We start from the raw sequence: 19,014 nt of genomic DNA on the forward strand, positions 1-19,014 counted from the left end.
TTAACGATGATTTTTTTACTTTTGATGTCCTTCTTTTTTCTGATTTTAACGGAACAGTATATTGCAGAGAAAAAGTTTGCCAAAGAAACCGAAACCATTCGACTCCAGGAATATTATATGCTGTCCTCCATGAAAGAAGCTGAGCTTCTGTTAAGGGAAGGCAATTTGCCCGCTAGCGGTATACTTTATTATAAATTTGGAAAAGTTGGCTTCCAGTCACGGTCCATATCTGCCTTCGTTGATGAGGTGACTTTCACCCTCGAGCTTGACAGCGGAGAAAAAGGGGTTGGTTTTGGCCAATATGACAAGGAAAAGGGCAGAATGATAAAATGGAAGGAAAAGAACTGACAGGTGATGACAAGATATGAGAGCGATTTATTTAATTGGGTTCATGGGTGCAGGCAAGACGACTGTCTCGCAGGAATTGTCTCGTAGAATGAATGTGGCAGTATATGATACAGACGAGGAAATCGTCAAAAGGACGGGGATGTCAATCAATGAGATATTCTCGAATGAAGGAGAAGAAAAGTTCCGCCTTTTAGAGACTGAGGTTTTGCGATCAATGCCTTCAAATGAAGCCGTTATTGCAACCGGGGGAGGGATCATAGGATCGGAAGAAAACAGACTGTATCTTAAAGACAAAGTAAATGTTGTCTACCTGCATGCAGAGCTTGAAAACATCCTGGAAAGGCTGAAGGATGACAATTCCAGGCCGTTATTGAGAAAGGATAAAATGAAAACAGCTGAAGCGCTGTACTTGAGCCGACTTCAATTGTATCGTGAAGCAGCGAGACTTGAAATCAATACTTCTGACAAAACAGTTCAGCAAATTGTCGATGACATCATCCAGCGTATTAAAAAATAACACATGGTTATACTTGATAACGTATGAAGGATGGTGTAACCATGAAAACAAATGATTACGTGAAATACCTTACCCAGACCGTTGTGAAATATATTGACCAGCCAAAAGAGGAGCGCCGGAAAATCAAACAGGCAAAAAAGGAAGCAGAGGCGACCTTTTTATTCAGGTGGTTCGGCATACTTCCATTTATGCTGATGTCCGGAGTAAAAAAGAAAAAGAAAAGATGACTTAAAGCCCGGCTAGGATGATAAGCCGGGCTTTACTATGTGTTTTTCAGAGTTTACTTAATCGCATTTTCAGTCAAATAGAAAAGTCCGCCATTGATGATGGAGAGCTGGACTTTTGGTTCATATTGTTCTTTTAGGGCTGTTTTTTCTGTTTCAAAGCTTTCGGATTTTTCTTCTTCATCTTCGTAAAAATGATGAAGTAAATCGAGGTCCTTCTGCCAGCGTTTTCTCGCATCAGCTGCCCAGGAATGATCCTCCTGCTCGATATTGGATGTCAAATAAGCCTGGATTCTATTCACTCCGCTCTTTGGCTTGATCAAAGGGGAAAGCGTATAGGCATAATCCGGTATTTTTGTTGTTAGCGGCAGTTTCAATAAACGTTCATGAAAGTTTTCCACCATCCTGCCATTGATTAGGTGGAGTCCAATAGAATGGAAAACATCCCGTTTTCTGTCACATTGATAGGATACTTTTATATTGATTCCGATCCAGGGGATCAAAGCGGTTTGTGCAGGATACTGGTTGTTTTCATATAGCCGGATGAAACCGGCAAGGTTCTTGGTCGATTCAAAGATTTGATGAAGGCGGGGCGAACCAAAATGGACAATTTCTCCCTTCAAATCATCTGGAGCCTGTTGTTTGTCGGTGATGAAGGTAAGCTTCATTGGATTCGGTACTCCACCGGTTTTCTCAAGATAATGCCAGTAAAACGGGCGGTTCATCAATTCCTTATCTAGCTCTATGGTGAGCTGCACAGTCATGTATCCTTTGTCATTTTCAACCAGTTCACAATTATTTGCCGTGAAATACCTTTCCAGAAAATTATGGATTTCCTGTTGCTGCACGCTGATTTTCCCCCTTCATATCTTCCGCGAACTGGATCATCGAGGTTAAGTTTTCCATCTTGATCCGAATTTCCCCCTCTGATGAAGACCTTCCGAAGATATCAACCAAGTGGTCTTCGATATTGCCAAACTCCAATTTTGTCAGGATATCATCAAGTTCGCCGATCACTTTTTCGAACAGGTTGATTTTCTCGTAAAGCAGCTTCATAACATGCTCTTCGACCGTATCCTTCGTTGCGAAGTTGTATATTTTCACATCTTTTTCCTGTCCAAGACGGTGGATCCTGCCGATTCTTTGCTCCAGTCTCATTGGGTTCCAGGGAAGGTCAAAGTTGATGATATGACTGCAGAATTGCAGGTTGATTCCTTCGCCACCGGCCTCGGTCGCGATCAACACCTGGACATTCTTCTGGAAGAGTTCTCTCATCCAGTCCTTTTTGCCGCGTTTGAACCCACCGCGGAAGGGAACCGAGGTGATGCCATTTTGCTTAAGGAACCACTGAAGGTACAGCTGGGTAGCCCGATATTCGGTGAAAATGATGACTTTATCATCTATTTGTTTGATCAACTCAAGCGCTTTTTCGGCTTTGGAGTTTTTCGTTACAGCTTCCACTCGTTTGATAAGTCCGGCAATGGTATTTTGAAATCCGACGGACGGGTTTTCCTGCCGTTGAAGCATATTTCTCAGTGTATAAAAGACAGCTTCCCTGCTGCTGCATGCTTCCCGCTGGAGGGTCATGAGTGAGAACTGGCTTGACGCAAGACCGCCAGCGGAACTTCTTAAGTCCTGTATCGAATCATATAAAGCCCGCTCTTCATTGGAAAAATGGATAGGAATGGTTTCTACATGTCGCTTTGTCCACTCGATTCCAGTATCGGAACGCCTGTTGCGAATCATCACTTTATTCACAAGTTCTCTTAAATGCTCATCATCATTGACAGACCGGGCATCTTTTTTGTATTTATCAAAAAACGCTGATTCACTGCCGAGATGACCGGGCTTCAACAGAGATACAAGGTTGAAAATTTCTTCGATCCGGTTTTGGATTGGAGTGGCCGTCAGCAGCAAACAGAACCGTTTTTTCAGGTTTTGGACAAATTCATAGTTTTTCGTTTTATTATTTTTCAATTTATGTGCTTCATCAATTATGATAAGGTCATAATTTAAGTTGTTGATGATGTCCCTGTGAGGGGCACGTTTGGCCGTATCAATTGAAGAAACCACCACATCGCATTGCTCCCATACATAGCTTTTCTTCTGGGCAATTGCAGGGATATGGAATTTGGTGTTCAGTTCCATGGCCCATTGGGAGACGAGCGAAGCTGGGACTAAAATCAGGACCTTTTTCACCAGCCCCCTGATCATATATTCTTTCAAAATCAATCCGGCCTCGATCGTTTTCCCCAGTCCCACTTCATCAGCAAGGATCGCTTTTCCATTCATATTTTCGACAACCTGCTTTGCCACTTCAAGCTGATGCGGCAATGGGGTTAGTTCCGGGAGATGAATCGGTGCCTGGAGACCTTCAAATTCAGGGATTATGGTATGTTTTTCTATTTCAACGGCAAGTTTATACAGCTCCCAATTTCCCCATGGTCCGTCCTTCTCTATTCTTTCAGCCATTTCGTCCTGCCAGGAAGAATCATAGTTAATTTGCACGGTCATTTTATCCACCTCTTTTAATATAAAAAATATTGCCCAAATCGGCTTTCTAATGGTAGGATGTAGTTAGCTTTTGAATGTTTTGAAATTTGTCACTTTATGGCCGAAAACATCAGTTTGCAGACATAGGTAATAACGTCTAGCATGCCCAAATGTGAAAATTATATAAATGCGGATGACGACTAGGGGAGAGACTACTCCGGTAGCGCCGAAGGAGCAAGCAAATTGTGAATCTCTCAGGCAAAAGAACTCTTGTTTGACGCATCTCTGGAGAGCGCTTCCATTCGTGTGAGCCACCAAAGGGGAAAGCCTTTACAGGTAAACTTTCAGGTGAAAGGACAGAGACCTTCTCAGATTAAGAGGGGGTGCTCTGTCCTTTTCTGCTTTCTTAACTGAATGCAGCTTTTGGGATGGATGTAAACTGATATTTTGGCTGAGACGAAGGGGGATACATAATGACGGAATTAAAACGGACACCGCTTTTTGAAGTGTATAAGGAATATGGTGGGAAAACAGTTGATTTTGGAGGCTGGGAGCTGCCAGTCCAGTTTTCAAGCATTAAGGAAGAACATGAAGCAGTAAGGACAAAAGCTGGTTTATTCGATGTTTCCCATATGGGGGAAATCGAAGTGAAGGGCCCCGATAGTCTGGATTATTTACAAAAATTGATGACAAACGATGTTTCAAAGCTTAAGAACGGCGGTGCCCAGTACACAGCCATGTGTTATGAGAACGGCGGCACTGTGGATGATTTGCTTGTCTATAAAATCGAAGATGACCATTACCTCCTAGTAGTGAATGCCTCCAATATTGAAAAGGATTTCGATTGGATGCAGAAACATCTTGAAGGCAATGTGAAAATTGAAAACTTGTCCGAAGGCATGGCACAGCTTGCTATTCAGGGACCGAAGGCTGAAGAGATCCTTCAAAAGCTGTCCGCGGAACATGACCTCGGCAGTATTGGCTTTTTCAAGTTCAGTGAAGAAGTCGATTTGAACGGAAAGAAGGCGCTTGTATCTCGCACAGGGTATACAGGGGAAGACGGATTCGAAGTTTATTGCGATTCAAAAGATGCTGTCAGCCTCTGGAAAGAGATTCTTGAGGCCGGCAAAGAAGATGGCGTCCTCCCATGCGGACTTGGTGCCAGGGATACACTTCGTTTCGAAGCGAACCTTGCATTGTACGGCCAGGAGCTGTCGCCGGAAATCAGCCCGCTTGAAGCAGGGATTGGCTTTGCGGTCAAGCTCAACAAAGAAGCTGATTTCATTGGAAAAGATGCGCTTAAGCAGCAAAAAGAAAATGGCCTGCCAAGAAAGCTTGTCGGCATTGAAATGATCGACCGTGGCATTCCGCGTCATGGCTATCCTGTTTACAAAGGGGAAGTCAGGATTGGTGAGGTTACCACCGGAACGCAATCCCCTACACTCAAGAAGAACATCGGGCTTGCACTCATTGATACAAAGGAAACTGAGTTAGGCAACGAAGTAGAAGTTGAAATCCGCGGCAAACGCTTGAAAGCTGCTGTTTCAGCTACACCTTTTTATAAAAGGGACAAAAAGTAAAAGCCGGAGAGGGGAAAAAGTTATGAAGCATCGCTATTTACCGCTGACGGAAAGTGACAAAAATGCAATGTTGGAAAGCATCGGCGTATCATCGATCGATGAACTGTTCAGCGATATTCCTGAAAAAGTCCGTTTTGCCGGAGAATATAATATCAAGAAAGCCAAGCCAGAAACAGCTCTAATGAAGGAGCTTGCACAGATGGCTGCCAAAAATGCTGATTTGAAAATGAATACTTCATTCATTGGCGCAGGTGTATATGATCATTATATTCCGGTCATTGTTGACCATGTTCTGTCACGTTCGGAATTTTACACTGCCTACACTCCATATCAGCCGGAAATCTCGCAGGGTGAACTACAGGCAATCTTTGAATTCCAGACGATGATCGCCGAATTGACTGGCATGGAGGTAGCGAACTCTTCCATGTATGATGGCGGAACTGCACTGGCAGAAGCAGCTATGCTGAGTGCGGGCCATACCAGAAGGAAGAAAGTATTGATCTCAAGCGCAGTCCATCCGGAATATAAGGACGTCGTCAAAACCTATGCAAAAGGACAGTACATCGATGTAGTCGAAGTGCCACATAAAGATGGTGTAACAGACCTGGATGCATTGAAGGATATGGCAAGCGAAGATATCGCTGCTGTTATCGTCCAGTATCCGAACTTCTTTGGCGGTCTAGAGTCAATGAAAGAAATCGAAGAAATTGTCCATGGAAACAAATCTCTGTTCGTAGTATCGAGCAATCCGCTTGCACTTGGGGCATTGACACCTCCAGGGAAATTCGGCGCTGACATTGTGACAGGAGACGCACAGCCGTTCGGGATTCCGACAGCTTTCGGCGGCCCTCACTGCGGATACTTTGCAGTAACTGGAAAGCTGATGAGAAAAGTTCCGGGAAGACTTGTCGGCCAGACTAAGGACGACCAGGGACGCCGAGGATTCGTATTGACGCTTCAGGCGAGGGAACAGCATATCCGCCGTGATAAAGCGACATCCAATATCTGCTCGAACCAGGCATTAAATGCACTTGCTGCCTCTGTGGCAATGACTGCCCTCGGTAAAAAAGGTGTTCGTGAAATGGCTGTAGCCAATATTCAGAAAGCCCATTACGCTAAAAAGACGTTCAAGGAAAATGGCTTTGAAATTGCATTTGAAGGCCATTCCTTCAATGAATTCGTTGTTAAGCTGAATAAGCCGGTCAAAGAAGTGAACCAAAAGCTTCTCGAAAAGGACATCATTGGCGGCTATGACCTTGGCCGTGATTATTCCGGACTTGAGAATCACATGCTTGTTGCAGTGACTGAATTAAGGACAAAAGAAGAAATCGATACATTTGTAAAGGAAATGGGGGATATCAATGCATAAGGAAGATCAGCCACTCATTTTTGAATTAAGCACACCAGGCCGTGTCGGCTACAGCCTTCCGGAAATGGATGTTCCAGAAGCCGATTTATCAGAGCTTTTGCCTGAAGGGTTCCTTCGTGAAGAGGAACCAGAACTTCCTGAGGCTTCCGAGCTTGATATCATGCGCCATTATACTGCATTATCGAAGCGCAACCACGGTGTTGATTCCGGATTCTATCCGCTTGGATCTTGTACAATGAAATACAATCCAAAAATGAATGAAAATGTCGCTCGCTTCAATGGCTTTGCACACTTACATCCATTGCAGGATGAGAGTTCTGTGCAAGGTGCGCTTGAATTGATGTACGACCTGCAGGAACACTTGATTGAAATCACCGGTATGGATGAAGTTACCCTGCAGCCAGCAGCTGGTGCACACGGTGAATGGACAGGATTAATGATGATCCGCGCATTCCATGAAGCCAATGGTGACCAAAACCGTACGAAGGTAATCGTTCCTGACTCTGCTCACGGAACCAATCCTGCTTCAGCTACTGTCGCCGGTTTTGAAACGATCACGGTAAAATCTGATGAAAACGGCCTTGTTGACCTTGAGGACCTTAAAAAGGTTGTTGGGGAAGATACTGCTGCATTGATGCTGACAAACCCGAACACGCTGGGGTTATTTGAAGAAAATATCCTTGAGATGGCCGAGATTGTCCACGGCGCAGGCGGAAAGCTTTATTACGATGGAGCGAACCTGAACGCTGTAATGTCCAAGGCTCGTCCTGGCGACATGGGCTTTGATGTTGTTCACTTGAACCTTCACAAGACATTCACAGGCCCACACGGCGGCGGCGGCCCGGGATCAGGCCCAGTCGGTGTAAAAGCAGATCTGATTCCATTCCTGCCAAAGCCTATCGTTACGAAGCAGGATGGCGTATACAAATTCGATTACGACCGTCCGCAGTCAATCGGTAGGGTTAAACCTTTCTATGGAAACTTCGGCATCAATGTCCGTGCTTATACTTATATCAGGACAATGGGACCAGACGGCTTGAAGGCTGTAACAGAGTACGCAGTACTGAATGCCAACTATATGATGAGAAGGCTTGCTGAATATTATGACCTGCCTTTCAACAGGCACTGCAAGCACGAATTCGTCCTTAGCGGCAAGCGACAGAAAAAGCTTGGCGTCCGCACGTTGGACATCGCCAAGCGCCTGCTTGACTTCGGCTATCATCCGCCAACCATCTACTTCCCATTGAATGTAGAAGAAGCGATCATGATCGAGCCGACAGAAACAGAATCCAAGGAAACTCTTGATGCCTTCATCGATGCGATGATCCAGATCGCTCGAGAAGCAGAAGAGAATCCAGAAATCGTCCAGGAAGCACCACACTCTACAGTTGTAGGCCGTATGGATGAAACAACAGCTGCAAGGAAGCCAATTCTGCGCTATCAGAAAGCTGAATAGTTTTTAAACAGTCCTGCCGGTTAGCATCGGCAGGACTATTTTTGATTTGTGGCTGATCCAGAGAGACTTCGGACAGGTTTGAAGGAAATCAGCGAAAAGCTGTCTGAACCAGGTGCAACTTCGGACAGGTTTGATGGAAGTTAGGGGAAAGCTGTCCGAACACGATGCAACTTCAGACAGCTTTGGAGGAAGTTAGAGGAAAGCTGTCTGAACTAGGAGCAACTTCGGACAGGTTTAAAGGATATCAGAGAAAAGCTGTCCGAACTAGGTGCAACTTCGGACAGGTTTGATGGAAATCAACGAAAAGCTGTCCGAACCAGGAGCAACTTCGGACAGGTTTGATGGAAATCAACGAAAAGCTGTCCGAACTAGGAGGAACTTCAGACAGGTTTGATGGAAATCAACGAAAAGTTGTCCGAACTAGGTGCAACTTCGGACAGGTTTGAAGGAAATCAGAGAAAAGCTGTCCGAACTAGGAGGAACTTCAGACAGGTTTGATGGAAATCAACGAAAAGTTGTCCGAACTTGGTGCAACTTCGGACAGGTTTGAAGGAAATCAGCGGAAAGCTGTCCGAACTAGGTGCAACTTCGGACAGGTTAGGAGGAAATCAACGAAAAGTTGTCCGAACCAGGAGCAACTTCAGACAAGTTTGAAGGGAATCATCGAAAAGTTGTCCGAACTTGGTGCAACTTCGGACAGGTTTGAAGGAAGTCAGCGGAAAGCTATCCGAACCAGGAGCAACTTCAGACAGGTTTACAAACCTGAGGTACTATAGACATTTTTACTAGAAGAAGCAAATCCAAAAAGATTGCTATTATATAAAAAAGCTAACCCCCAGCATTTCTGCTGAGGGGTTATTTTATGGGAAGATTGCTTATTTAGCTTTAATTTTGCCGCCCCATTTTTTGAAGCCGCCTTCAAGATGGGATAAGTCTTTATAGCCTTTTTTGTGAAGCAGCTGTGCAGCACGGCCGCTGCGGGATCCGCTCTGGCAATAAAGATAGACTGGCTTGTCCGGTCTGACTTCCTTCAGACGTGCTTTTAGCTGGGTAAGCGGGATGTTTCTTGCGCCAAGAATATGGCCGTTTGCAAATTCATTAGGTTCACGGACATCAATGAGCTGCGCTTTACGATACCCTGCTTTGAATTCTTCCTCTGTCAAAGTCTTTAGGATTTTCTTTTGGCGGAAATACATAAACACAGAGTAAAGAATCACCGCAACTGTCAGGACGATTAAAAAAATAAGTGTATCCAAAACATATTTCTCCTTTCAAGCTTAGCTGAGCCACCTTTAATTATATAAGCCTTCCTGCCTAAGAGCAAAGGAATTTAACAAAATTCTTTCAAACATGCTGCTTTGCTTTTGAAAATTATTTTGTTAGACTAAAAAAATCGTAGCTTTGAACAATTTTAAATGGGGTAATGAAATGGAAAAAGAGGTATGGAGATTTATTGATTCAGGAGACAATTCACCGTCATTCAATATGGCGTTAGATGAGGCGTTACTCGATTGGCATGGTGCCGGAAAGATTCCGCCTGTTGTCCGCTTTTATGGTTGGAACCCTGCGACACTTTCAGTTGGCTATTTCCAAAGAATTGAACGCGAAATTGATATGGATGCTGTACAGCGGCACGGACTGGGATTTGTGCGCCGGCCGACCGGAGGCAGGGGAGTCCTGCATGAACACGAACTTACATATAGTGTCATCGTTACAGAAGACCACCCTGAAATGCCGAAAACAGTCACTGAGGCATATCGCGTCATTTCAGAAGGGATTTTACAGGGGTTCCAGAAACTTGGACTGGAAGCTTATTTTGCCGTGCCAAAAACATCTGCCGAAAAAGATGCACTCAAGAACCCGCGATCTGCGGTTTGTTTTGATGCACCAAGCTGGTATGAGCTGGTTGTTGAGGGGCGTAAGGTTGCTGGAAGTGCCCAAACGCGTCAGAAAGGGGTTATCCTTCAGCATGGTTCCATACTGTTGGATTTGGATGAGGATAAACTATTCAGCCTCTTCAAGTACCCGAATGACAGAGTCAAAGAAAGGATGCAGCGCGCCTTCAAGACTAAGGCAGTAGCAATTAATGAGATCAGCAACCGGAAGATTGAACTAGAAGAAGCAAAGAAAGCATTCAAGGAAGGTTTCGAGGACGGACTAGGAATTATATTGGAACCTTATACCTTAAGTAAAGAAGAATTGGATTATGTGAATGCACTTGCGAAAAACAAGTACGAAACTGATGAGTGGAATTTTAAAAGATAAAAATTTTAAAAGCGGGTGAACCGCTTTTTTTAGTTTATCCAGTATTTTCTAGAGGTCGAGGGGAATGTAAAAAGTGCAACCCTCGAAATTTGTTGTTTTTTATCGTTTAAGGGAAAAAATCTGCCTTTCTCTCTTTTTATCTCTCTTTTTTAGTAGTTTTCATGTTTGACAAAATTAAGTTCTTTTGACCTAAACACCATATATAGTGTTGTCGAAAATAAAAAATACACTATATATTGATTTTTGATGTTTTGATATGATAACGTAAGGGTAATTCAAAAAAAGCAGCTAGAGTTACATACTTCTAGTATCACTTTAAAGAATAGATTTAAAACCTTTGAAGGAGTTGTAGAAATGTCTGTTACTATTGGACAAAAAATGAGCCTGAATGTTGAGAGTCTGAACGAGGATATCAAGTTGTTCCCGCAGGTTCACCCCATCACACCTGAAATGAAACTTACCCACAAAGGCGTCTCCCGACTTGTCATGCTGGACCGCTATACTTTTAAAGACACAGAAAAAATCACACTATCAAATGGGGATTTTGTTGTCCTCACCATCAAGGAAGACCCAAAGTTCCCGGCACGCGGACTTGGATTCATACAAGATATTGATTGGGAGAACAAGACAGCGAAAGTTCTTGTAGACGAAGAGTTTCGCGGAGTGCTTGATGACCCCGAAGAATCAGCCACAGGCATTATCAAACGATCCCTGGATGTGATTGAAAAGCCTCTGGAAGTATTCTACGAACAAATCGCAAAACGGAATGCGACTGGGCTGGCAGCTGTTGAAAAAACAGAAGAGAAGCGCCAGGAATGGTTTGAAAAGTTCTATCAGGAACTAGTATCAATGAACTTTATTCCTGCAGGGCGTGTCCTTTACGGAGCAGGCGCTGACACAGACGTTACCTACTTCAACTGCTATGTAATGCCTTTCGTAAAGGATTCCCGCGAAGGCATCTCCGAGCATCGCAAGCAGGTCATGGAAATCATGAGCCGCGGCGGCGGAGTAGGAACGAACGGTTCTACATTAAGACCGCGCAACACACTAGCCAGAGGCGTAAACGGAAAATCATCCGGATCGGTCTCATGGCTTGATGACATCGCAAAGCTTACACATCTAGTCGAGCAGGGTGGGTCCAGAAGGGGCGCACAGATGATCATGCTTTCTGACTGGCATCCTGACATTGTGGAATTCATCATTTCAAAAATGCAAAATCCAAGGATCCTTCGTTTCCTGATTGAAAACACAAACGATGAGTCCATCAAGAAAATGGCAAAAGAAAAACTGAAATTCACGCCGCTGACGCTTCAGGAAGAAGCAATGTACCAGGGAATTGTGAACTATAAAACTATCCCAGGATATGGCGGATTCAGCGCAGATATTATCAAGTCCGCTGAAGAAAAGCTTGCAACAGGCGGAACTTATACAGTTCATAACTCAGAATTCCTGACTGGTGCAAATATCTCAGTCACACTGACAAAAGATTTCATGGATGCGGTCGACAACGATGCAGACTATGAACTTCGCTTCCCAGATGTAGAAAGCTACGATGCTGAGACGATGAAAATTTATAATGAAGAGTGGCACAAAGTAGGGGACGTTCGCGAGTGGGAAAAGCTTGGCTATAAAGTCCGTACCTATAGAAAAATTAAAGCTAAAGAATTATGGAACTTGATCAACATCTGTGCGACGTACTCTGCGGAGCCTGGTATTTTCTTCATCGACAATGCCAACGACATGACGAACGCACAGGCATATGGACAGAAGGTTGTAGCGACAAACCCGTGTGGTAGAGCAGCTTAGTTTGCCTCACGTTAAAAATTGCGGAATAAAGCGGGAACCCTGTGATGGGAATCCGAACCGAAGGCCTTGGGTAAAAACAAGGTCAGGGGCAACGCATAGATGGTGAACCTGCACGAGCAGAATATAATCCATCCACGAGGCCGCAACATTACAATACTTGAAATCTGATAAATAAATTGGAGAGAATTTATATGAATAGAGGCTATGCAGGCTTTTATAAAGGATTTTACTTACGTAGTTCCTATGAGTATGCATACGCCCTATATCTTGATTATCATAAGATTAGCTGGAGTTATGAAACTAAAACTTATGATATTGGCTATAAAATATATAAGCCGGATTTTTTCATCTATGATAAAAAAGGATCTTTACTCAAAATAGTTGAAATAAAGTCAAGAAATATAAATGCGAAGATAAGCGCTAGAAAAGCTTTAGAGAAGATTGAAACCCTATTTGAAATTGAGTGTGAATTGCTTTCTTATGAAGAACTTTTGGGAATTTATAAGGAAATGCCATTCTCACTTAATTCGGTCTTAACTCATTGGATAAAATCTGAAAATACCACTATTAACAAATCATTCTCTGGTAAATTGAATGCGCACTATAACCTAAAACATACTCTGGATGCAAAGAAAAAAATTGGAGAGCATACAAGAAAACTTTGGAATACTGACGATGACGTGAAAAGAAAAATGTTAGAAGGTCTCCGAAAGTCAGGTCTTTCTCAGAAAGGTAAAATTAAAACACCTAGAGTAACGCGACGATGCCTTATTTGCAATTCTGAGTTTGACGTGTTGGTTACTTCCAGTCAAAAGTTTTGCGGTAAAGTATGTGCAGGTAAAAATGCAATTGAAATTGCTACGAGAGAATATGTTAATAAAAGAAAGTTTATTCATGAGGAAATTAAAAAGTTTGTCATTAACTGGTCAATTATTCATACTGACGTGGTACTAAGCACACCATTTAATAAGATTAGTACTACCATTAATGAAATGACAACTGAAATTGAAAGGCTGTATGGGATTAAAGATTTAAGGGTGATTTCTAAAGCTGTTTTTGGTAAAGATCAAGGAAGAAAAGAACTACTCCAATTTATGAAAAAAGTATGTAATGAAAAGATATGCTGAACTAACGGGAAAACCGAACCGTTAGAACTAAGGGATAAAAAGCCTTTAGGATAACAAATGGAACAGCCTCTCGCACCAAACTCTGTCTGCAACCTCGCTGCTGTTAACCTTGCAGAAATGGCGGACAAGGAAACCAAAACAGTTAACTTTGAAAAATTGAAGCGTACGGTAGAAGTTGGTGTTCGCATGCAGGACAATGTCATCGATGCGACTCCTTACTTCCTTGAAGATAATAAGAGACAAGCATTGGGCGAACGCCGTGTCGGTCTTGGCGTCATGGGCCTTCACGATCTTCTGATCTATTGTGAGACAGAATATGGTTCACCAGAAGGGAACCAGCTTGTCGATAAAGTATTTGAAACAATTGCGACTTCTGCTTACAGAGCATCCGTAGAATTGGGCAAGGAAAAGGGAAGCTTCCCATTCCTTCAAGGCGGAACAGAAGAAGAAACAAACAGACTTCGTAAGGCATTCACAAACACTGGTTTCATGAAGAAAATGCCTGAGGATATTCGTGAATCAATCCTTGAGAACGGAATTCGCAATTCACACTTATTGACTGTTGCTCCTACGGGATCAACTGGGACAATGGTTGGGGTCAGTACAGGCCTTGAGCCGTACTTCAGCTTCTCTTACTTTAGAAGCGGCCGGCTGGGCAAGTTCATCGAGGTGAAGGCGGATATCGTCCAGGAATATCTTGACTGTAATCCGGAGGCAGATCCGGAGAACCTGCCGAACTGGTTCGTATCTGCGATGGAATTGGCTCCTGAAGCACATGCTGATGTGCAGTGTGTCATCCAGCGCTGGATCGACAGCTCGATCAGCAAGACAGTCAACGCGCCGAAGGGTTACAGCGTTGAGCAGGTGGAAAAGGTATATGAGCGTCTTTATAAAGGAGGAGCGAAAGGCGGAACTGTTTATGTTGACGGCTCCCGCGATTCTCAAGTATTGACGCTTAAAGCAGAAGAGAACTCAATGGACGATGACGTTGAAAAGAAAGAGAAACAAAAGCAGCATGTTGTGCTTGTCGACACGATCAATGAATTGCGTTCTACTAACGTAACGATCGGCTCTGAAGTCGGCAACACATGTCCGGTGTGCCGCAAAGGCGAAGTGAAGGAAATCGGCGGCTGTAATACTTGCACAAACTGTAACGCGCAATTAAAGTGTGGTTTATAAAATAGAATCAATAGTATAGCCACGGCCCAGGCCGTGGCTATTTCTATGCTTAAATTCTCAATTCCTTTCCATGAAACATAAAACTCCATGTTCTAAATATTAGGATTGCTCCTATGTATATAGTAAAAGAAGTAGAAAAAAGGACAGGGGAAGCGATGATTGGGTTAATTATTATTTTGCTGTTGGTTTTATTTTTGCCTTTTTCCATAAAAACGATTGAACATAATTTGGAGTTTTTTTTATTTGCTATGGGTCTTGCGTCAGCAACTATTAGTGGGGTGATGGATCGGCAGCTCATCGAAAAAGCGGTGATAGACCCTATCAATATCACGATTGCGGTATTAGCAGCTGGTCTGCTTGCCAAGTGGTTTAAGGCGGAATTGGAAAAATCGATCCTATGGGGAAGCAGATTACTGTCTCCCAGGTTATTTTTCGGTTTGACGGTTGTTTTTCTTGGACTGGCATCTAGTGTTATAACTGCCATCATTGCTGCTATTATTCTGGTTATGATTATAAAGGTTCTTCCGCTCGATCGTAAATCTGAAGTTCGTTTTACCGTATTGGCATGCTTCTCGATCGGACTTGGTGCTGCCTTGACACCGATTGGTGAGCCATTAGCCACAATCACAATCAGCAGATTGGACAAGGACTTCTTTTATTTACTGGAGTTGATAGGGAGAGAAGTTCTTCCAGCATTAATTATTTTTGGCGTGATGTCCATTATCCTTGTAAGACCAAATGGTGAAAAAAGCAATTTGAAGTCTGCCTCTCGTCCTGAGTCATACGAGGAAATTGCTGTTCGGTCTTTTAAAATCTATCTATTCGTAATGGGTCTTACATTTCTTGGACATGGGTTTGAGCTACTTATCAAAACATATGTTATAGGTCTTTCGCCAGCAATGTTATATTGGATTAACATGATATCTGCGATCCTGGATAATGCTACCCTTGCTGCAGCAGAAATTAGTCCTGCAATGGACTCTGGAACAATCCGGGCCGTTTTGCTTGGCCTGGTCATTAGCGGGGGCATGCTGATTCCGGGTAATATCCCGAATATTATCGCTGCTGGAAAACTAAATATAACCAGCAGGGAATGGTCGGCTTTCGGGGTCCCAGTCGGTCTGCTTACAATGTTCCTTTATTATATTGTCCTGTTTATTTTCTAACTGGTTGACCGTATTGTAATCTCTATGAGCCAGGAGGATGGAAATATTTTTTCCATCCTCTTTTTTCATTTCTGCCCATACTAACACTACTGACATATGGAATGAAATGAGGAATTAAAGATGAAAGCTTTTGTACCACAGCTTGTTTATATCGAGCCGAGGGCATTGGAATATCCGCTCGGGCGGGAATTAAAGGAAAAGTTCGAGAAAATGGGACTGGAAATCCGGGAGACAACTTCACATAATCAGGTGCGAAATATCCCTGGCGACAATGAACTGCAGCAGTACCGGAATGCCAAATCGACATTGGTTGTCGGGGTCAGGAAGACGCTGAAGTTTGACACCTCCAAACCGTCCGCTGAATACGCCATCCCGCTTGCGACCGGCTGCATGGGCCATTGCCATTATTGTTATTTGCAGACGACACTTGGCAGCAAGCCTTATATCCGTACGTATGTGAATCTCGAGGAGATTTTCGATCAGGCTCAAAAGTACATGGATGAAAGGAAGCCTGAAATCACCAGGTTTGAAGCTGCATGTACCTCTGATATCGTTGGCATTGACCATTTAACCCACGCTTTAAAGAAAACGATTGAATTCTTTGGTGAATCAGAGTATGGACAGCTTCGCTTTGTTACTAAGTATCATCATGTTGATCACCTGCTAGACGCAAAACATAATGGCAAAACAAGATTCCGCTTCAGCGTCAATGCCCGTTACGTGATCAAAAACTTTGAACCAGGAACATCATCTTTTGATGAAAGGCTGGAGGCGGCGAGAAAGGTGGCAAAGGCAGGTTACCCGCTTGGTTTCATCGTGGCGCCAATCTATATCCATGAGGGCTGGAGAGAAGGTTATCAGGAATTATTCGAAAGGCTGAGCCATTCGCTGGAAGGAATCGACCTGACTGGGCTAAGTTTTGAGCTGATTCAGCACCGCTTCACCAAGCCTGCGAAAAATGTCATTCAGAAGCGTTATCCTAAATCTAAACTGGAAATGGATGAAGAGAAACGGAAATACAAATGGGGAAGGTACGGAATTGGCAAGTATGTCTATCAGACCGATGAAGCAAAAGACCTTGAAGAAACTATCCGCGGCTATATCCATTCCTTTTTTCCGGAAGCAGAAATACAATATTTCACTTAAGGAGAAATTAAGATTGTCTCTTCCTGTACACAGCATAGCTAAGGTGATTTTCACTTAAATTCTATTGTGGTACTGAACCGAAATTTTCTACTTGTACGCCGTACTATTTTACAAATGAAGCGCTTAAAGATGTAAAGATGGGATTACATCGACGGGAGTGGCTCATATGTATATTGACGGCGTTTTTTCCGGCGGAGGAATCAAAGGATTGGCACTGGTTGGTGCCTGTGCCGCGATTGAGGAGCGAGGGTTCCGTTTTAAAAGAGTCGCAGGAACAAGTGCGGGTTCGTTGATCGCTGGCTTGCTTGCTGCCGGCTACACAAGTACGGAGATGGCCGGCATTCTGGATGAACTGGACCTAAAAAAATTTCTCGATTCGAGGAAAACGATCTTCCCGTCGGCCTTGACGAAATGGCTTTTTGTATACTGGCGGCTGGGACTGTATAAAGGAGACGAATTGGAATGGTGGATAGCGGAGGTGCTGGCTGCCAGAGGGCTTCGTACATTTGGCGATCTCGCCCCTGATGCATTGCGGATCATCGCTTCGGACCTCACAAACGGCAGATTATTGATCCTGCCTGATGATCTTCCAAAGTATGGTGTTGATCCAAGGACGTTCCCTGTGGCAAGGGCGATCAGAATGAGCTGCAGTCTCCCGTTCTTTTTCGAGCCGGTAAAACTGCGGGACCGGGTCGGTGCGAACATCGTTGTAGATGGCGGAGTGCTAAGCAATTTTCCGATGTGGTTATTTGACCAGGAAAATGTGAAAAAAGTACGCCCAGTACTTGGTGTCAAGCTAAGTCAAAACCTGATCCAGCAGCCAACGAATAAAATAAAAAATGCCCTGCAATTATTTGAAGCATTATTTGAGACGATGAAGGATGCTCATGATTCCAGATACATTTCGCGAAAGCATGAAAAGAATATCATATTCATTCCAACGGAGGGGAATTTGACCACCGAATTCCAACTGTCGGATGAGAGAAAACAAGAGTTGATCGAACTGGGAAAGAAGAATGCGGAAAAATTTTTCAAATCATGGTGCTACTGATTCTTTATAAATCAAAAAAATCGAGCTCTAAAAGGAAGCCCGATTTTTTTTCCTGCTTTTCTTACCGTCTATGACTGTCAAGTGCGAAGCATCCTTCTTTTTCCGAGCCGATGCAAGGGATTTTATCTTTGAACGCTTAGAGGATGCATTTGCTTCTTTTGCCTGGAACCGTTTTTTGGACCGCTTTGCTGCCTTTTGGAATGCGCGCTTTTGCTCCCTGCCCGCACTTGATCCCGACAGGCGGGTCACGAGGAAATAGATTGCAGCACCAATCAACGCAATTGTTGCCATCGTAACAAGAATACTTACAGGATCGGTAAACAGCGTAAAGGCGAAACCAAAAATTGCAAGGACAATCAGCCCTGAAAAAATATACTTAAAAGTTCGATTCATCGAAGAAAGCCACCTCCCTACTAGCATCATGAGCAATTTCACCAGCTTTTAAACTTACCATCGATTACTTTATACAAATTCTTCGATATTATACTCTTCTCCTGCTACTTTTTCCTTTTTAAAAGCGACTTAAACGAAAGATTTCCATTTTCATGGCATTTGGACTTAAGACGAGAAAGATTTCTGTTAATTTCATTTTACTAAAAATCCTAAAAAACCTCTATATGAAGAACAAGCCTCCGTAACATTTTTTCAAGATATGCAATTCATTTGAACAACAGGGACATACTAAAACCGGAGGTGCAACAAATGGCAGAAAATCATGGCAACTTAGAACAGGATCAAAGAGAAAAACCGATGTCATTCATTGCGATGAGCATCGTTACAGGATTGTTCGGTGGGATTTTTTGGAGCGCGCTGGCTTATCTGGCCTATATATTTAATTTTACCGAGATCCGCCCAAACGTGATCCTGGAACCCTGGGCATTGGGAGAATGGAAGCAGCAGTGGCTTGGGACAGTCATTTCAATCATAGCGATTGGCATTTTTTCAGCAGGTGCCGCCATGGTCTATTATGTGGCTATGAGGAAGCTGAATACCATGTGGGCTGGTGCCGCCTTTGGGGTTGCGCTGTTTTTCCTTGTATTTTATGTGCTCAATCCGCTGTTCCCTGGTATCAAACCATTCTGGGACCTGTCAAAAAACACCTTGGTCACTTCGCTTTGTTTCTATGTGCTATATGGTGTGTTTGTCGGTTATTCTATATCCTATGAGGAAAATGAGAATCGCAACAAGGAAAAAAATCGTCAGGAGATCACCTCTTGAGGCGGCTGGAAGTAGTTTTCGCAAAAATAGTTATGATAGAATGTTCTTAGTGAACATTCTTTTTTTACG

At 43.5% G+C, this 19,014-nt stretch carries 16 protein-coding genes, 2 pseudogenes and 1 riboswitch; of the genes and pseudogenes, 14 read left to right on the plus strand and 4 right to left on the minus strand.

The genetic code is table 11. The annotated features are described in order from the left end of the window. Positions 1-24: 24 nt before the first annotated feature. Genes comGG through J7E38_RS00870 form a run of 3 tightly spaced genes read left to right on the plus strand, consistent with a single transcriptional unit; the run spans position 25 to position 1,092 of the window. The gene (gene comGG, locus J7E38_RS00860; RefSeq protein WP_214704486.1) at positions 25-348 is read left to right on the plus strand and encodes a competence type IV pilus minor pilin ComGG; all 324 of its coding nucleotides are present in this window, start codon (positions 25-27) and stop codon (positions 346-348) included. Between the two features lie 16 nt (positions 349-364). Continuing rightward, a complete protein-coding gene (locus J7E38_RS00865) occupies positions 365-865 on the plus strand; it encodes a shikimate kinase (protein WP_214704484.1) in 501 nt (166 codons plus the stop codon). 41 nt (positions 866-906) lie between these two features. Continuing rightward, the gene (locus J7E38_RS00870) at positions 907-1,092 is read left to right on the plus strand and encodes a YqzE family protein (protein ID WP_214704482.1); all 186 of its coding nucleotides are present in this window, start codon (positions 907-909) and stop codon (positions 1,090-1,092) included. Positions 1,093-1,145: 53 nt separating this feature from the next. On the opposite strand, the gene J7E38_RS00875 is transcribed toward J7E38_RS00870, so the two are convergent. Continuing rightward, on the minus strand, positions 1,146-1,937 hold the full coding sequence (locus tag J7E38_RS00875) for a YqhG family protein (RefSeq protein ID WP_214704480.1): 792 nt from the start codon (positions 1,935-1,937) through the stop codon (positions 1,146-1,148). Beyond that, positions 1,915-3,603: a DEAD/DEAH box helicase gene (locus J7E38_RS00880; RefSeq protein ID WP_214704479.1), complete on the minus strand. Its 1,689-nt coding sequence runs from the start codon at positions 3,601-3,603 to the stop codon at positions 1,915-1,917. Before J7E38_RS00880 ends, J7E38_RS00875 begins: the two co-directional genes overlap by 23 nt. Positions 3,604-3,775: 172 nt before the next feature. Then, positions 3,776-3,862, plus strand: a riboswitch (glycine riboswitch). 193 nt (positions 3,863-4,055) lie between these two features. Here J7E38_RS00880 and gcvT point away from each other — a divergent pair. Genes gcvT through gcvPB form a run of 3 tightly spaced genes read left to right on the plus strand, consistent with a single transcriptional unit; the run spans position 4,056 to position 7,987 of the window. Further along, positions 4,056-5,162: a glycine cleavage system aminomethyltransferase GcvT gene (gene gcvT, locus J7E38_RS00885; protein ID WP_214704478.1), complete on the plus strand. Its 1,107-nt coding sequence runs from the start codon at positions 4,056-4,058 to the stop codon at positions 5,160-5,162. Positions 5,163-5,184: 22 nt separating this feature from the next. Beyond that, positions 5,185-6,531, plus strand: coding sequence for an aminomethyl-transferring glycine dehydrogenase subunit GcvPA (gcvPA, locus tag J7E38_RS00890; RefSeq protein WP_214704477.1), 1,347 nt, complete (start codon positions 5,185-5,187; stop codon positions 6,529-6,531). Further along, on the plus strand, positions 6,524-7,987 hold the full coding sequence (gene gcvPB, locus J7E38_RS00895; protein ID WP_214704476.1) for an aminomethyl-transferring glycine dehydrogenase subunit GcvPB: 1,464 nt from the start codon (positions 6,524-6,526) through the stop codon (positions 7,985-7,987). Before gcvPA ends, gcvPB begins: the two co-directional genes overlap by 8 nt. A gap of 875 nt (positions 7,988-8,862) precedes the next feature. Here the strand turns inward: gcvPB and J7E38_RS00900 are convergent. Continuing rightward, positions 8,863-9,183 carry a rhodanese-like domain-containing protein gene (locus tag J7E38_RS00900; RefSeq protein ID WP_215038121.1) on the minus strand — a complete coding sequence of 107 codons (321 nt, stop codon included), beginning with the start codon at positions 9,181-9,183 and terminating at the stop codon, positions 8,863-8,865. A 232-nt stretch (positions 9,184-9,415) separates the two neighbouring features. On the opposite strand from J7E38_RS00900, the gene J7E38_RS00905 reads away from it, so the two are divergent. From J7E38_RS00905 to J7E38_RS00935, 7 genes and pseudogenes are all read left to right on the plus strand, one after another. Beyond that, positions 9,416-10,252 (plus strand): lipoate--protein ligase family protein, encoded by an 837-nt coding sequence (locus J7E38_RS00905; RefSeq protein ID WP_214704474.1) that lies wholly within the window; start codon positions 9,416-9,418, stop codon positions 10,250-10,252. Positions 10,253-10,606: 354 nt separating this feature from the next. Then, positions 10,607-12,046, plus strand: a pseudogene (locus J7E38_RS00910) (vitamin B12-dependent ribonucleotide reductase); the annotation flags it as partial. A gap of 203 nt (positions 12,047-12,249) precedes the next feature. Further along, on the plus strand, positions 12,250-13,185 hold the full coding sequence (locus J7E38_RS00915) for a PDDEXK family nuclease (RefSeq protein WP_214704472.1): 936 nt from the start codon (positions 12,250-12,252) through the stop codon (positions 13,183-13,185). A 60-nt stretch (positions 13,186-13,245) separates the two neighbouring features. Beyond that, positions 13,246-14,364, plus strand: a pseudogene (locus tag J7E38_RS00920) (vitamin B12-dependent ribonucleotide reductase); the annotation flags it as partial. Between the two features lie 113 nt (positions 14,365-14,477). Beyond that, entirely contained in the window at positions 14,478-15,530 is a 1,053-nt protein-coding gene (locus tag J7E38_RS00925) for a DUF1646 family protein (RefSeq protein ID WP_214704470.1), read from the plus strand. 120 nt (positions 15,531-15,650) lie between these two features. Beyond that, positions 15,651-16,676, plus strand: a complete 1,026-nt coding sequence (gene splB, locus J7E38_RS00930) for a spore photoproduct lyase (protein ID WP_214704469.1) — start codon at positions 15,651-15,653, stop codon at positions 16,674-16,676. Positions 16,677-16,842: 166 nt separating this feature from the next. Continuing rightward, the gene (locus tag J7E38_RS00935; RefSeq protein WP_214704468.1) at positions 16,843-17,727 is read left to right on the plus strand and encodes a patatin-like phospholipase family protein; all 885 of its coding nucleotides are present in this window, start codon (positions 16,843-16,845) and stop codon (positions 17,725-17,727) included. Positions 17,728-17,754: 27 nt separating this feature from the next. On the opposite strand, the gene J7E38_RS00940 is transcribed toward J7E38_RS00935, so the two are convergent. Then, positions 17,755-18,120, minus strand: a complete 366-nt coding sequence (locus J7E38_RS00940) for an SA1362 family protein (protein ID WP_214704467.1) — start codon at positions 18,118-18,120, stop codon at positions 17,755-17,757. A gap of 309 nt (positions 18,121-18,429) precedes the next feature. Here J7E38_RS00940 and J7E38_RS00945 point away from each other — a divergent pair, with 309 nt between their 5' ends. Next, positions 18,430-18,945: a YqhR family membrane protein gene (locus J7E38_RS00945; RefSeq protein WP_214704465.1), complete on the plus strand. Its 516-nt coding sequence runs from the start codon at positions 18,430-18,432 to the stop codon at positions 18,943-18,945. Positions 18,946-19,014: the final 69 nt, after the last annotated feature.

Origin of the sequence: Bacillus sp. ISL-35, from assembly GCF_018613355.1 — a bacterium.
GTDB lineage: Bacteria > Bacillota > Bacilli > Bacillales > Cytobacillaceae > Mesobacillus.

Coding starts and splice junctions, on each gene's coding strand:
- comGG (WP_214704486.1), top strand. CDS start 25: ATGTCCTTCTTTTTTCTGATTTTAACGGAACAGTATATTGCAGAGAAA.
- J7E38_RS00865 (WP_214704484.1), top strand. CDS start 365: ATGAGAGCGATTTATTTAATTGGGTTCATGGGTGCAGGCAAGACGACT.
- J7E38_RS00870 (WP_214704482.1), top strand. CDS start 907: ATGAAAACAAATGATTACGTGAAATACCTTACCCAGACCGTTGTGAAA.
- J7E38_RS00880 (WP_214704479.1), bottom strand. CDS start 3,603: ATGACCGTGCAAATTAACTATGATTCTTCCTGGCAGGACGAAATGGCT.
- gcvT (WP_214704478.1), top strand. CDS start 4,056: ATGACGGAATTAAAACGGACACCGCTTTTTGAAGTGTATAAGGAATAT.
- gcvPA (WP_214704477.1), top strand. CDS start 5,185: ATGAAGCATCGCTATTTACCGCTGACGGAAAGTGACAAAAATGCAATG.
- gcvPB (WP_214704476.1), top strand. CDS start 6,524: ATGCATAAGGAAGATCAGCCACTCATTTTTGAATTAAGCACACCAGGC.
- J7E38_RS00900 (WP_215038121.1), bottom strand. CDS start 9,183: ATGTATTTCCGCCAAAAGAAAATCCTAAAGACTTTGACAGAGGAAGAA.
- J7E38_RS00905 (WP_214704474.1), top strand. CDS start 9,416: ATGGAAAAAGAGGTATGGAGATTTATTGATTCAGGAGACAATTCACCG.
- J7E38_RS00915 (WP_214704472.1), top strand. CDS start 12,250: ATGAATAGAGGCTATGCAGGCTTTTATAAAGGATTTTACTTACGTAGT.
- J7E38_RS00925 (WP_214704470.1), top strand. CDS start 14,478: ATGTATATAGTAAAAGAAGTAGAAAAAAGGACAGGGGAAGCGATGATT.
- splB (WP_214704469.1), top strand. CDS start 15,651: ATGAAAGCTTTTGTACCACAGCTTGTTTATATCGAGCCGAGGGCATTG.
- J7E38_RS00935 (WP_214704468.1), top strand. CDS start 16,843: ATGTATATTGACGGCGTTTTTTCCGGCGGAGGAATCAAAGGATTGGCA.
- J7E38_RS00940 (WP_214704467.1), bottom strand. CDS start 18,120: ATGAATCGAACTTTTAAGTATATTTTTTCAGGGCTGATTGTCCTTGCA.
- J7E38_RS00945 (WP_214704465.1), top strand. CDS start 18,430: ATGGCAGAAAATCATGGCAACTTAGAACAGGATCAAAGAGAAAAACCG.